This is a genomic window from Mucilaginibacter sediminis (assembly GCF_051903035.1).
Lineage (GTDB): Bacteria > Bacteroidota > Bacteroidia > Sphingobacteriales > Sphingobacteriaceae > Mucilaginibacter.
Genome location: NZ_CP170602.1, coordinates 1670691 through 1684651 on the forward strand (window position 1 = coordinate 1670691; position 13961 = coordinate 1684651).

The 13961-nt window shown below is 42.4% G+C and carries 12 protein-coding genes; 3 read left to right on the forward strand and 9 right to left on the reverse strand.

What is annotated here, in order from left to right:
• Positions 1 to 363: 363 nt before the first annotated feature.
• From trpA to trpD, 4 genes are all read right to left on the reverse strand, one after another.
• Positions 364 to 1143, reverse strand: coding sequence for a tryptophan synthase subunit alpha (trpA, locus tag ACFGVS_RS06495; protein ID WP_439697948.1), 780 nt, complete (start codon positions 1141 to 1143; stop codon positions 364 to 366).
• 102 nt (positions 1144 to 1245) lie between these two features.
• Positions 1246 to 2427: a tryptophan synthase subunit beta gene (gene trpB, locus ACFGVS_RS06500; protein WP_439697949.1), complete on the reverse strand. Its 1182-nt coding sequence runs from the start codon at positions 2425 to 2427 to the stop codon at positions 1246 to 1248.
• The gene (locus tag ACFGVS_RS06505; protein ID WP_439697950.1) at positions 2411 to 3055 is read right to left on the reverse strand and encodes a phosphoribosylanthranilate isomerase; all 645 of its coding nucleotides are present in this window, start codon (positions 3053 to 3055) and stop codon (positions 2411 to 2413) included. The genes trpB and ACFGVS_RS06505 overlap by 17 nt, the downstream gene beginning before the upstream one ends.
• A gap of 2 nt (positions 3056 to 3057) precedes the next feature.
• Positions 3058 to 4047: an anthranilate phosphoribosyltransferase gene (trpD, locus tag ACFGVS_RS06510; RefSeq protein WP_090649582.1), complete on the reverse strand. Its 990-nt coding sequence runs from the start codon at positions 4045 to 4047 to the stop codon at positions 3058 to 3060.
• Positions 4048 to 4493: 446 nt separating this feature from the next.
• On the opposite strand from trpD, the gene ACFGVS_RS06515 reads away from it, so the two are divergent.
• Positions 4494 to 5447: an ion channel gene (locus tag ACFGVS_RS06515; protein ID WP_439697951.1), complete on the forward strand. Its 954-nt coding sequence runs from the start codon at positions 4494 to 4496 to the stop codon at positions 5445 to 5447.
• Between the two features lie 44 nt (positions 5448 to 5491).
• Here the strand turns inward: ACFGVS_RS06515 and ACFGVS_RS06520 are convergent, their stop codons facing one another.
• Genes ACFGVS_RS06520 through recR form a run of 3 tightly spaced genes read right to left on the reverse strand, consistent with a single transcriptional unit; the run spans position 5492 to position 7748 of the window.
• Positions 5492 to 6307 carry an SDR family oxidoreductase gene (locus ACFGVS_RS06520; protein ID WP_439697952.1) on the reverse strand — a complete coding sequence of 272 codons (816 nt, stop codon included), beginning with the start codon at positions 6305 to 6307 and terminating at the stop codon, positions 5492 to 5494.
• Positions 6294 to 7127, reverse strand: coding sequence for a glycosyltransferase family 2 protein (locus ACFGVS_RS06525; RefSeq protein WP_439697953.1), 834 nt, complete (start codon positions 7125 to 7127; stop codon positions 6294 to 6296). Before ACFGVS_RS06525 ends, ACFGVS_RS06520 begins: the two co-directional genes overlap by 14 nt.
• Positions 7128 to 7130: 3 nt before the next feature.
• On the reverse strand, positions 7131 to 7748 hold the full coding sequence (recR, locus tag ACFGVS_RS06530) for a recombination mediator RecR (protein WP_439697954.1): 618 nt from the start codon (positions 7746 to 7748) through the stop codon (positions 7131 to 7133).
• Positions 7749 to 7936: 188 nt separating this feature from the next.
• Between recR and ACFGVS_RS06535 the strand changes: the two genes are divergently transcribed.
• Positions 7937 to 9451, forward strand: coding sequence for a sodium:solute symporter (locus tag ACFGVS_RS06535; protein WP_439697955.1), 1515 nt, complete (start codon positions 7937 to 7939; stop codon positions 9449 to 9451).
• A gap of 112 nt (positions 9452 to 9563) precedes the next feature.
• Complete coding sequence (locus ACFGVS_RS06540) at positions 9564 to 10271, forward strand: TIGR00730 family Rossman fold protein (protein ID WP_439697956.1); 708 nt, start codon at positions 9564 to 9566, stop codon at positions 10269 to 10271.
• A gap of 405 nt (positions 10272 to 10676) precedes the next feature.
• Here ACFGVS_RS06540 and ACFGVS_RS06545 read toward each other — a convergent pair whose 3' ends face one another.
• Both ACFGVS_RS06545 and ACFGVS_RS06550 read right to left on the reverse strand, forming a co-directional pair.
• Complete coding sequence (locus tag ACFGVS_RS06545) at positions 10677 to 12632, reverse strand: redoxin domain-containing protein (protein WP_439697957.1); 1956 nt, start codon at positions 12630 to 12632, stop codon at positions 10677 to 10679.
• 112 nt (positions 12633 to 12744) lie between these two features.
• The gene (locus ACFGVS_RS06550) at positions 12745 to 13929 is read right to left on the reverse strand and encodes a DUF1624 domain-containing protein (protein ID WP_439697958.1); all 1185 of its coding nucleotides are present in this window, start codon (positions 13927 to 13929) and stop codon (positions 12745 to 12747) included.
• Between the last annotated feature and the right edge of the window lie 32 nt (positions 13930 to 13961).

Sequence of the window (13961 nt, forward strand, 5' to 3'; positions counted from 1 at the left end):
GCGTCTCCCGCAGGACATTCAGGATTTGCAAGGTGCGATTGCAAAGCCGATTTGCATGTGTGATTTGCATGCGGGAGACGCAATTATGCGTCTCTACAAAAAAACAATATTGATAATCAATAATTTACAATGATGTCATTATAAGCGATAGCGTGGCGATCGCGAACTGTTCAGGTCCGCCATACAGAGTTCGCGATTGCTTCGTTCCTCGCAATGACATAAATTACCAAAAGCACATCGTTGAAAATAAGCCATTTACAAACCCATCATTATAAGACAGGAAAAAATCCCCGACATGCTAAGTCCCAGATAGTTCGGGATTGCTTCGTACCTCGCAATGACGACTGAAAAGTGTGCTATTTCTTACGGCCTTATCCCCTTAATAAACCCTGGTATCTTCCCCATATAATCCTCCTCAGCCAGCAACTTTACAAACTTACTGCCTACAATAGCGCCGTTTGCGTAGGCACATGCTTGTTTAAAAGTATTGTTGTCCGATATACCGAAACCAATGATAGTTGGGTTTTTAAGTTCCATGGCTTTAATGCGCTTGTAATAATCTTCAATGCTGTTGGTTAGCTGCAGGCTGCCGCCAGTGATGGAAGATGATGAAAGCAGGTATATAAAGCTGTTGCTCAGTTCGTCAATTTTACGAATGCGGTCTTCGGATGTTTGCGGAGTAACCAGGAAAATATTGCTCAGGTTGTTATCTGTAAAATAATTGGCGTATTTAGCTTCATACTCATACATGGGCAAATCGGGCACTATTACGCCATCAACGCCCAATTCAACTGCTTTTTTGCAAAAACGTTCGATACCGTATTGTACTATAGGGTTAAAATAGCCCATCAATAAAATGGGGATAGTAACGCGCTTGCGTAGTTCGCCCAATTCTTCAAACAGTTGGTTAAGGGTCATCCCGTTTTCTAAAGCCTGTTCAGAGCTGTGCTGAATTGTCGGGCCATCGGCCACGGGATCTGAATATGGGAAACCAATTTCCAGGAAATCGGCGCCGGCTTTTTCCAAAGCTTCGGCAATATCAACGGTGGTGTTTAAGGCGGGATAACCCGCAGTAAAGTATATAGATAACAAATTATCTTTTTTGGTAGCGAAAAGCTTGTTTAGGCGGTTTGAACTGTTCATGGTCAATGGTTCGTTATTGCTTATAGTTCATGGTTCATGGTTCATGGCCGCTTCAGAAATAAAATTCCTGGCAATGAACTATGATCTATGAACCATGAACAACTAAAAGTTAAAATATTTAATATAAGTATCCAAATCCTTATCTCCCCGGCCGGATATACAGATAACAACGTTATCATCGGCTTTGAATGTCATTTTCTCCAGTTGTGCCAGTGCGTGGGCTGTTTCAATGGCCGGGATAATGCCTTCCATTTGCGAGCATAATAATCCTGCCTGTAAGGCCTCATCATCGGTAATGCTGGTGTACTGGGCGCGGTTTATTTTGTACAAATGCGCATGTTGCGGACCAATACCCGGGTAATCGAGCCCGGCCGATATAGAGTACGGTTCAACCACCTGCCCATCATCTGTTTGCATGAGTATAGTACGGCTGCCATGAAGTACACCCTCCTGACCCAAAAATGTGGTAGCGGCAGAGTGGCCGCTGTTAACACCTTTACCGGCCGCTTCAACGGCAACCAGTTTCACATCTTCATCATCCAAAAAATGATAAAACATGCCCATGGCATTACTACCGCCACCTACACAAGCCATTACGTATTGAGGTAACTCGTTGCCTGATTGCTCCAATAACTGTTTTTTAGTTTCTTCGGATATCACGGATTGAAAGCGGGCAACCATATCCGGAAAAGGATACGGCCCAACAACAGAGCCGATGATGTAGTGCGTATCAACTGGGTTGCCTATCCAATCACGCAGGGCCTCGTTGGTGGCATCCTTCAGGGTTTTACTGCCCGATGTAGCTGGCCTTACCGTAGCGCCCAGCATCTTCATACGCGATACATTGGGAGCCTGGCGTTCCATATCAACTGCGCCCATGTAAACCACGCATTCAATACCCATCAGGGCACAAACAGTAGCTGTGGCAACACCATGCTGCCCGGCGCCGGTTTCGGCAATAATACGTTTTTTCCCTAAGCGCTTAGCCAGCAGAATTTGCCCGATAGCATTGTTGATCTTGTGCGATCCGGTGTGGTTCAGGTCCTCGCGTTTAAAAAATATGTTGGCCCCATACTTTTCCGAATATCTTTTAGCGTGATATAGCGGCGAAGGCCTGCCCACATAGTTTTTCAGCAGGTCGTCAAATTCGGCTTTAAAACCTGGATCATTAATAATGTTGAGATATTGAAGCCTTAACTCCTCAACATTTGGATAAAGCATTTCGGGGATGTAGGCGCCGCCAAAATCGCCATAATAACCTTGCTCGTTAACTCCGTATTTCATCTGTAATAGTTTGCTTGTTGATGATATCAAATGCTTGTTTTAGTTTACCGGTATCTTTAACACCGGGCGCCGTTTCAAAACGGCTATTTAAATCTACCCCGTAAAATTGCGGGTGGTTAATCTTTTTAATTTCTTCCAGGTTATCCAGGCTTATACCACCCGATAAAAAGAAGGGGACATTAAGTTTATAATTATCCAGCATCTCCCAGTCAAAAGTTTTACCCGAACCCCCGTAGGCGGCAGTTTTTGTATCGAACAGGAAATAGTCTACTTTGTTTATGTAATTATCGAGCTGGCCGAAATCGAAATTTCCGTCCAACCCAAAAGCTTTAAACACGGTAACCCTGTCCCGAAAACTGTGACTAAATTCCGGCGATTCGTCGCCGTGAAGTTGTATTACATCAAAACCGTACGCATCTATCAAAGAATCGATTATTTCTGCACTTTCATTCACAAAAACTGCTGTTTTTTTGATGTTTTTTTGTATTTTTTTGAAACTTTCTGCAGATAATTGACCGATATATCGGGGCGAAAGCCCGTAGCAAATAAAGCCCAGGTAGTCGGGTTTTAATGCGGCTACCGCTTCAATATTTTCGGGATCTTTTAAACCGCAAACTTTTATTTTCATGTTTAGTTTTGCAATAGCAGGTTAAAACTGTTCAGTGCTTTTTTGCTCAGCAGGGCTTCTTCTGCCTCGTAAAAACAATCGGCAAAAGTCTTTTCGGGGTTGATAGTCCTGATAGCCAGGGCAGCGTTTGATAGCACTACGTTGTTTTGCGCATTGGTACCATCACCATTAAGTACGCTGCTAAATATTGATGCAGAGGCACTTACAGTATCACCGCCGGCAATTTCCGATGGATCAAGCTTTTCGAAGCCCAGGGCCTCAACGCTATTAATCTTTTCTCCCTCAGCAGAGAAGGTTTTAAAATCGCAGGTAAGTGAAACCTCATCATAACCCTCCAAGGCATTCACTATGGTATATTTAGTGGCCGATTTTTGATAAAGGTATGCATATACTCTTGCCAGCTCCAGGTTAAAAACACCAACCAGTTGATTTTCAGGCTTCGCCGGATTTACCAGCGGACCAAGCATGTTAAAAAACGTTTTCACCCCCAACTCCCTGCGGATGGGCGCCACCGTTTTCATGGCCGGGTGAAATAGCGGTGCGTGCAAAAAGCAGATGTTGGCTTTGTCAATTCCGCGTTTCAGTTTATCAGCATCATTAGTAAACTGGTACCCCAAATACTCCATCACGTTTGACGAGCCACAACCCGATGATACACCGTAGTTACCGTGTTTGGCTACCTTATACCCCGCTCCCGCTACCACAAAGGACGCAAGGGTGGATATATTAAAGGTGTCCTTACCATCGCCGCCTGTTCCGCACAAATCTATCAGTTCGCCGGTTTGCAAATCAATAGGCAGGCAAAGTTCCAGCATGGCATCGCGAAAGCCTTCCAGCTCATCAACGGTAATGCTGCGCATGCAATAGGCCGTCATAAACGCGGCCATTTGCGAGTTGTTGTACTTACCCTGAGCTATGTTTATCAAAATCCCTTTTGATTGCTCCCGGCTAAAGGTTTTGTGTTCGAATAGATGATTAAGTATCTGTTTCATGCCCCCTGGCCCCCTAAAGGGGGTACTTTTTAATTGTTAAATTTCAAGTTTGCCAAGCCATTTTTCTTTTCCCTCCCCCTTCAGGGGGCCGGGAGGCCTGGCATAAAAAAAGGGTTACCGTATGGCAACCCTTCCTTTGAATATATTTTTTTAAACAAACACGGAATTGCCTTACGATATCTCGTTAAGCCACCACCAGTTATTGTTTAATGCGTTCGTTTTCATTTATGCCACAAATATGGAAATAGTTTTTATAAAAACAAACAGATAAATTTAATTAATGAATTAGTGAATTAGTGAATTAGTGAATTAGTGAATTAGGAAAATTTAATGAAACTTTGCAATAAGCACTCAGCTGCTTAATAATTGATTTAATGGATTATCAACATATTAACCTGCGTTCCAAATCAATAATTCACTAAATCAATAATTCACTAATTAAAAAAATGGCTATACATCAAGAAAAAATAAACCCCGAGGATGACCTTGGTTTCGGCACCCAGCCTGTAGTAAAAAGCCAGCCTGTTATCAATAAAGATGGATCTATTAACGTAAAGCGTACCGGCCTGCCGCGTTTTTCTACTGCAAACAATTACCACTCGCTTATTACCATGAGTTGGCGAAAGTTTTGGCTCATTGTTTTTAGCGGGTACTTTACAGCCAACATCATATTTGCATGCATATATGTTTCATTAGGTACCGATGTGCTTGACGGCCGGAGTGGCAATACCGGGTTTGACAGGTTTATGGATGCCTTCTTTTTTTCGGCGCAAACCATTTCGACTGTTGGTTATGGCCATATCAGTCCGAAGGGAATGGCCGCAAACAGTGTGGCCGCTTTAGAATCGATGATGGGCTTATTAGCTTTTGCCTTAGCTACAGGCTTATTATACGGGCGCTTCTCCAGGCCATCGGCTAAAATATTGTATAGTGATAAGGTGTTGGTTGCTCCTTATCGCGATAAGGGTTGGGGGCTAATGTTCAGACTGGCCAATTTAAGGCGTAATATATTGATAGACCTCGAGATAGAGGTTGTATTTGGCTATAACGAAGAAGTGAACGGCAAGGTGATCCGCAAGTTTTTTCAGTTGGAACTGGAACGAAAGTTTGTGAGTATTTTGACAGTAAACTGGACGGTGGTGCACCCCCTTGATGAAAACAGCCCGTTAAAAGACATGACCCAGGAGGAATTGGAAGCCAAACAGGCCAGTTTATCCGTCATCCTTAAAACCTTTGATGATACTTTTTCACAAACTGTACATTCCCGAACATCCTACATTTATTCGGACGTAGTTTGGGGCGCCAAATTTGTACCTGTATTTCATCGTGATGAAGACGGACAGGCTATTTTGGATATGAGTAAGATAAGTACTTATGAATTGGTGAATAGTGAGCGGTGAGTGGGTAATTTGATCAGCTTTGGCTATTCACCACTCACTACTCACTACTTCAAAAGCGGGTTCTTTTCCCTGGCAAAAACATCATAAACCATCTTATCTAAAAAGGCTGGCAGTAGCTTACTAAGCAATACTGTAAGTTTGCCCTGCAGGGTTAAAACCAGGGTGCGCGAGCGGTTTTCAATGCCATTTACAATTACCCTGGCTACTTGGTCGGCTGTCATCATTTTATCTTCTTCCAGGGTGCTTTCGCGCTGTTCTACTCCTTCTTTATTAAGCGCAGTATTGCGGATGTTTGACGCGGTAAAGCCAGGACAAGCGGTTAATACATGGACACCGGTTTTCAGGTTTTCAACCCGTAAAGCATCCAAAAAACCGTTCATGGCAAATTTCGAGGCAGAATATCCCGCGCGGCCGGGCAAACCCTTATAACCCGCTATAGATGATACACCTACTATGCTGCCTTTGTTTTTGGTAATTTCGGGCAACGCGTATTTGGTACAATATACCGTGCCCCAAAAGTTTACATCCATTAAGGATTTCAAAACCTTTAAATCAACATCTTTAAACAGTGCCCGCATAGTGATGCCCGCATTGTTTATCAGCACATCAATTTTACCAAAGGTGATGAGGGCTTGTTTAATTAACTGGGCGCAATCGTCCTCGATAGTTACATCGCATTGTACAGCCAGGGCTTTGGTTTGGTAGCGCCTTTCAATATCCTGTGTTATTACGCAAAGGGTTACATACTGGCGGGCTGCCAAAACCACAGTTGCGCCACGTTTGGCACATTCGATAGCTAACGATTTTCCGATGCCGGATGACGCCCCGGTTATTACTATAACTTTATCATTTAACTTCATAAGTTGAAGGGAATAGCTGCGGCAAACCCTCCACTTTAATTTCGGGCACCTTAAATAAATATTTGGCGGCGAAGATAATCATCGCACCATAAAATTCCTTAAGATAATCCCAGCTAAATTTTACATTATTACGGCTGTTGAAGTTGATAATATACGTTTTTGGAAAGTAATAATTTTTGAACCCGGCAAGCCTGATACGGTAACTCAGGTCGATATCATATCCATAGGTATGAAAACGCTCGTCAAACAGTCCTGTTTTATCGATAGCTTCTTTACGCATCAGCATAAAAGCGCCATTCACTACATCTGTTTCTGAAGTTTGAAACTCCTCCACCCAATCTTTACGCTGTACATCGGTAAGGCGCGATTTGGAAAAATATTTGGCCAGGCCTGTCAGCTTAAAAAGTATTCCCCATGGTTTCGTAAAACCATGCTTTGATTCGGCAAGGAAACGGCCGTCCGGGGTTATCATCCGTACTCCCATGCCCCCGGCGTCCAAATGCATGTCCATAAATTCCAATGCCTTTTCAAAAGTCTTTTTGCCTGTAATTGTATCCGCACTGACTACTAAAATATACTCTCCGGTAGTTTCCTTAATACCCTGGTTATATGCTTTTGCTAACCCCTGGTTGCTGGTGTTGGCAATTAACTTAACTTCAGGAAACTCATTGTTTAGCATCTCTACAGATCTGTCTGTCGAGGCGTTATCCACCACAAAAACCTCGTAATTGATGCCTGCAGCGGCCCTAACAACCGAATCAATTGCAATCCGGAGCATATTACAAGTATTGTAGTTTACAAAAATGACAGATAGTTTCATACCTTACTTTGACAATGAATTTTCATACGGAACACGTGTAGCTATAGACCGCCCCAGGGTGATCTCATCTACGTACTCCAATTCACCTCCAAAGGCTATGCCACGGGCTATGGTTGATATGGTAATGTGGAAAGATTTTATACGTTTGTTTAAATAAAATAAAGTGGTATCGCCCTCCATGGTGGCGCTAAGGGCAAAAATAATCTCTTTGGCTTCGTTTTCCTTTAATCGCTCAACCAAAGTATCTACCTGCAAATCTGAGGGCCCTACCCCATCCATTGGCGATATTAAGCCACCTAACACGTGATATACGCCATTGTACTGGTTGGTATTTTCAATAGCCATTACATCGCGGGTATCCTCAACCACGCAAATAAGGCTACGATCCCGTTTGTGCGACGAGCAAATTTCGCACACGGCATGGTCGGATATGTTGTGGCAAACCGAGCAAAACATAATCTCGTTACGCAGCTTGCTCACAGTGGTGCTAAATCGTTCTACATCCTGTTTATCCTGGTTTAGCAAATGCAGCACCAGCCTGAGAGCGGTTTTTTGACCCACCCCCGGTAACCTGGCAAACTCGGCTACAGCATTTTCCAGTAATTTGGACGAAAAATTCATTGTGCGAAGTTAAGGAATAAGTCTGAATCAGGATTTTCAGAATTTAAGAATTAACAGAGTAAAAATAATAACACTGCAAACGCCTGTTCGATGTTTTTAAGTTTGCGTATTTTGCAAATTATCATCAGTTTTATAAAAAACACTTCCGGGCTTTCGGACTTTCCGACTTCCGGACTAATAAAACATCTATGTCGCCAGGAGTACTGTTATCATTTATTATCGGTTATTTTTTAGTGTTGCTGGTTATTTCATGGCTTACATCCCGCAAAGCATCAGATAATGATACTTTTTTTGTGGCCAACCGCAACTCTAAATGGTATTTGGTAGCCTTCGGGATGATTGGCACCGCCCTTAGCGGGGTTACCTTTATTTCGGTACCGGGCAAGGTTGGCGCGCCCTCCGGCGATCAGTTTTCATACTTTCAATTTGTATTGGGTAATGCTGCCGGCTTTCTCATTATCGCAACCGTATTGTTACCGCTTTATTACCGGTTAAAACTCACATCAATATACAGTTATATTGAGGGGGCTTTGGGCACCTGGAGCTATAAAACCGCTGCCGGGATATTCCTCATTAGCAGGGTTATTGGCTCGTCCTTCCGGCTGTACCTGGTGGTTATTGTATTACAGAAATTTATTTTTGATAGTTACCATATTCCTTTTGCAGTTACAGTGCTCATTTGTTTAGTCCTTATCTGGTCGTACACGTTTAAAGGGGGATTAAAAACCATTATTATTACCGATAGCTTACAGACTTTCTTCCTCGTGTTATCGGTATTTCTGTCGATATACTTTATTTGCAGCAGCCTGCATATGAATATTTTTGAGGCTGCCGATGCCATTAAAAACAGCAGTTACGCCAAAATATTCTTCTTTAATGATTTCCTGAGCAGTAAATTCCATTTTACCAAAGCATTTTTCGGTGGTATATTTATTACCATTGGTATGGTGGGGCTTGACCAGGACCTGATGCAAAAAAACCTGAGCCTTAAAAACATCAAGGAAGCCCAAAAAAACATGTTCAGTTTTACGGGGGTATTCGTGGTCATCAATATTTTCTTTTTAAGTGTAGGGGCCTTATTATGGCTGTATGCCGGCAAATATGGTATTCATGTGGATAAAACCGACTACCTGTACCCTACCATAGCCCTGCAATATTTGGGCATTGTACCGGCCATGGTTTTCATGCTGGGGCTTACAGCGGCAACTTTTGCTACCACAGATTCGGCGCTTACCGCGCTTACTACCTCTTTTTGCGTAGATTTTTTAGGCTTTAATAAAAGCACCGATCTTAACAGCAAAAAAAAGGTAGGCACACGCCATACCGTGCATATTGCGTTTTCTGGATTGATGTTTTTAACCATTGTGATATTTAACGCAATTAACAACGATGCGGTGGTAAGCGCCATATTTACTGTTGCATCTTACACATACGGGCCATTACTGGGGCTTTACTCCTTTGGTTTGTTTATAAGTAACAGGCAGGTAAGGGATAAGCTGGTGCCCTTTATTTGTGTGGCATCGCCTGCTATATGCTACTTTTTAAATACCGAATCAAAATCGCTTTTGGGCGGATATGTTTTTAGCAATGAACTCATCATTGTTAACGGATTAATTACCTTTGTCGGCTTGTTGCTGAGCTCAAGTCCGAAAGAAAGTCCGAAAGACGGAAAGTCCGGAAGTCCGAAAGTTGTAACCGGGTAAAAGCAACAACAAAACATAATAATAAATTCGATGTACTAAATAATACTTCCGGACTTTCGGACTTTCCGACTTTCGGACTAAAAAAACACTTCCGGACTACTAAAAAAAGGATATGACTGGCGACGATAAAATAAGACAAGCATTTGAAAACAAAAACTGGCAAGAAATAAAGGTTACAGACTCCTGGCAGATATTTAAAATAATGGCCGAATTTGTTGACGGCTTTGAAAAACTGGCCAAAATTGGCCCATGCGTATCCATCTTCGGATCGGCACGTACCCATAACGATAACAAGTATTACCAATTGGCCGAAGAAGCTGCCCGCCTGCTTACCGAGCATGGTTATGGCGTAATATCGGGCGGCGGACCAGGTATCATGGAGGCAGCCAACAAAGGCGCGTACGAAGCAGGCGGCAAATCGGTAGGTTTAAATATCGAACTGCCATTTGAGCAGTTCCACAATAAATATATCGACAGGGATAAGATCATGGAGTTTGATTACTTTTTTATCCGCAAAGTAATGTTCATGAAATACTCGCAAGGCTTTATCATTCTGCCTGGTGGTTTTGGCACAATGGACGAGTCCTTCGAGGCCATGACATTAATTCAAACAGGTAAAATTGCACGCTTCCCTATTATTTTTGTGGGTATTGATTACTGGAAAGGTTTATTTAACTGGATAGAAGAAAAAATGCTGGCCGATCAGCATAACATTAACCCTGATGACCTTATGCTTTACCGCGTAGTTGATACCGCCGAAGAAGCTGTTGACCATATTACCCGTTTTTATAATAAATATGTGTTGAAGCCGAATTTTTAAAGATATTTTATTCGTGAAAAATGCCGCCTTGGTTCAGGGCGGCATTTTTATTTAATTAGCTTCATTAACCATGGTTATTTCGGGCACTTTGACGATGGCATAACAGACACTAAAAAACTGTCACGCAGGGCTATTAGCAAACTTTACAGAACGGCAATGCATAGTGTAGAATAGATTGTATGTACGTACCCATGACATGTTTTACTTTCGAGGTGCGTAGGCCTGTCACCCTGAGCCTGTCGAAGGGTCGCGCGGAGAGGCCTTTGCCCGCTATGCTTCGACAGGCTCAGCATGACAACGCTCTTTAGTATGTCATTTTCCCTGCAAACTTTCGCGAAATTTTACCACTCAGGATAACAGGAAAAATTGAACATGTTATAGGTAGGAACAAAACATTCATACCTACTATCTCATACCCACTTTAGCAGGCGCTGCCGGTGTCGCCGCTACCGCAGGCTCCTTAGCCATATCAATCATGGCGGTAACTTCATCAACCAATCCATCAGTCGAGCCATCAAATCCTACAACTTTAAAGCGGATATTACCATTTTTGTCGATAATAAACTTGGTAGGGATACCATCAACCCCAAATTGCGTTACCACCTTTGATTGGCGGCCATCGGCACCTTTTTCGTCCAGCAATACATAAAAGCTGTATTTTTTATCGGCAATAAATTTCTTTACACCATCGGTATAGTCGCTGCCTTTTTCCCAGGTATCAATAAACAGGAATTTAACATCTGCATCGTCCTTAAAATTATTTACAGCAGTTTGCATACCAGGGAACGATGCTTTGCAGGGGCCACACCAGGTTGCCCAAAAATCAACAACAACCACTTTACCCTTCAGGCTGGCCAGCGATACGGTGTTGCCTTCAAAATCTTTCAAAGCAAAGGGCAATGCGGGCTGGTTAATCATTTGCTTGGTTAATTCCCCGCGCTTTTTGTTTTTGGCAAAGTTTATAAGCGAAGTAAGGTACTCATCATAACCTCTTTCGCTGCCTTTCAGGCCAACATAAGCCTTTTTCAGTTCGGCTTTTAAAATTTCGCTACCCTTGCCATCTTTTAAGGCGCTTTCTATTACCACTTTCGATTCGGTGTATTTACCCAGCGCGTTTAATATCAACACATAGTGCTCATTAATTTCCGGATCGTTATATGTATTGGTGGCGTATACTTCCTTTTCATATTTTAACGCTTCATCATACTTTTTTTCTTTTAGCAGGATGAATGCGTATGTATCCGCGTAGTTATTGTATGATACTTTAGCGTTATTAGCAGCTGCTTTAGGCGATGTGTACAAACCAGGCTGAGGGTTTTTCATCTGGTCGGCCATAATGTCTAAAGATTGTTTCGACATTTTTTCCGCTACATCAAGTTTTTCGCCTGTTTTAGCCCATTCATAGGCTGCATTATTATAGCCGCCCGCCAGATTGGTTTTGTTTTGAACTTTGCCTGCGTACGCGTTAAATTTGTCCATATCGCCTTTTTGCATAAAGCCGGTAGCAATTGCAGCGCGGGCATAATCAAGCATGCCATTTTTCTCTTTTAACTTTGAAGGGAAATTTTGCTCAAAGGCCTTGTACAGCGAATCCTTTTTATTCAGGTCATTTTGCTGGTAAATAGCCATCACAGCTTCGTTATAAACCGATTCGCCCTGCGGGAATTTTGCTTTAATAACCTTACCTAATGAATCGGCAGACTCGGGATGCCTGGTCCAGTTTAAGATGTAGGCTGCCAGCACCATATCTTTTTCCTTATCGCTTTTTTCAAGTGATTTTACTTTGGCCGCAAGCAAGGCCTGAGTTTCAGCATCGGTTTTTTTGGCCAATGCCGAGTAATATTGTACACCGAACAGCTTTTCGGTTTTGGGGTTTACGTCGTCTTCTTTTTTAAATAATTCAATACCTCTATTGTTATCGGCTTTTATTTTACCATACCTGATGCCAAGGCCGCTGGTTAATATGAAAGCTTCCGATTCGTAAGCGCCGGTTACAGGCTTTTTATCTTTGTAAACAGGATACAGGTACCCTTTATCCATGTTGTTATCTATATCCTCGCCACTACCAACCTTAATAAAAAAGGCCTTTGCACCGGCAGGCACTGTAAAATCGCCGGTAAGTAACTCGCCGTTGGCTTTCAGGTCAACATCTGCTACGGGGTTGTCCCTACCATCAATAAAATAAACAGATGCGCTGATATCCTTTTTACCATCAAGCACCGTCCCTGCGGGGCTATAGGTAAGTTTTAGCTTTTCAGCAGCCGATGGATAGTTATCGGATAGGGTGAGCTTACTTTGTGCGTAAGTATATTGCATGGCCAGCACGGCAGGCACAAACAGTATCAATTTGTGATATTTCATAGGTAATTATTTTACCCTAAAATAATACTATTATTTACCAAAAGAAAGTGATTAATATTTATTAACTATAAATAACATTCATTATAGCACCAAATTGAGCTTATGGTATTCACTATAAATAACTCAGCCACCATTTTTCTTTATGCGCCTGTTTGTATGCATCATAACGTTTACACAACGGATACAGGCCTACAACAATAACTATCCAAACCAGGTAAGCCACCGCCAGCGAAAACCCGTAGCCTTTAAGCGATGTAGTAAACCAAATGGGTTGATCAAGTATCCAGATTTTCCAGTTTTGGCCAGGTGTAACGGCGGACGCAACAAGGGCGATTAAATGGATAATATAAATATGGATAATATAGTAAAACATAGGTACCCTGCCATATACCGATACTACCCTTACCACTGTGTTCTGCAGTTTTTCTGTAAAGGCCAGGAATAGCAAAGCCGAACCCACGGTTAATAAAACATACAGCAACGAAGGCGGGTATTTATTTACTTTGATAAACGACAGGAAGGTAAAAAACGCATCCTTTTGCACTGTCCATTTAACAGGATCACCGTATACGTTAAGATACCTGATTATCACAAATAATACCAGTGAAGCAGCGCCAATGACAAATAAAGTCGTCCTGCGTTTTTCCACGCCGTACTCAGGGGTAAACAGTTGCCCCAGGCAATAGCCTAATGGCATAATTGCCACCAGCGGAATTATAGGATAACCTACTAAAAGGATTTCATGTCCCCAAAAAAACGGACGCTGATCATGAAGAAAGGCCCAGCCAAAACCAGCTAAGTTATTGCCGGCCACATGCACGCCATCCAATAAATTATGGCCGAATATAATTACAAGACTAAGAACAAGAATAGCGGTTTTAGGCAAATGGATTAACGCCGCAAGTACAATCATACTTATCCCCAAAGCCCATATGGTTATAAACAGCAACATCGGGAAAGCTATATTAAAGTTCCAGCCGAAGTTGACTACTACCAACTCCAGGAAAACCAGCCACAGGCCACGTTTTACCAGGAAAACCGATAGCTCATTTTTTGTTTTCTTGCGGCTCATTAAAAATGCCGAGGTGCCAGCCAGCAACATAAATATGGGCGCGCAAAAATGGGTTATCCAACGGGTAAAAAACAATATGCCCGTTGTTTTATCTAAATCGAGCGGGTCAAATAAAAACGAACCCGAATACAGGTAATCGCGCACATGATCAAGCGCCATAATGATCATGATGGTGCCGCGAAGAAAATCAATGGATGTTATCCTGTTTTTAATTGTTGTTGTCATTTCAATCGTTAATTGTTCAGGCCGATCTTTTG

Coding starts and splice junctions, on each gene's coding strand:
- ACFGVS_RS06525 (WP_439697953.1), bottom strand. CDS start 7,127: ATGAAACTATCTGTCATTTTTGTAAACTACAATACTTGTAATATGCTC.
- ACFGVS_RS06520 (WP_439697952.1), bottom strand. CDS start 6,307: ATGAAGTTAAATGATAAAGTTATAGTAATAACCGGGGCGTCATCCGGC.
- ACFGVS_RS06515 (WP_439697951.1), top strand. CDS start 4,494: ATGGCTATACATCAAGAAAAAATAAACCCCGAGGATGACCTTGGTTTC.
- ACFGVS_RS06505 (WP_439697950.1), bottom strand. CDS start 3,055: ATGAAAATAAAAGTTTGCGGTTTAAAAGATCCCGAAAATATTGAAGCG.
- trpD (WP_090649582.1), bottom strand. CDS start 4,047: ATGAAACAGATACTTAATCATCTATTCGAACACAAAACCTTTAGCCGG.
- ACFGVS_RS06550 (WP_439697958.1), bottom strand. CDS start 13,929: ATGACAACAACAATTAAAAACAGGATAACATCCATTGATTTTCTTCGC.
- trpA (WP_439697948.1), bottom strand. CDS start 1,143: ATGAACAGTTCAAACCGCCTAAACAAGCTTTTCGCTACCAAAAAAGAT.
- recR (WP_439697954.1), bottom strand. CDS start 7,748: ATGAATTTTTCGTCCAAATTACTGGAAAATGCTGTAGCCGAGTTTGCC.
- ACFGVS_RS06545 (WP_439697957.1), bottom strand. CDS start 12,632: ATGAAATATCACAAATTGATACTGTTTGTGCCTGCCGTGCTGGCCATG.
- ACFGVS_RS06535 (WP_439697955.1), top strand. CDS start 7,937: ATGTCGCCAGGAGTACTGTTATCATTTATTATCGGTTATTTTTTAGTG.
- ACFGVS_RS06540 (WP_439697956.1), top strand. CDS start 9,564: ATGACTGGCGACGATAAAATAAGACAAGCATTTGAAAACAAAAACTGG.
- trpB (WP_439697949.1), bottom strand. CDS start 2,427: ATGAAATACGGAGTTAACGAGCAAGGTTATTATGGCGATTTTGGCGGC.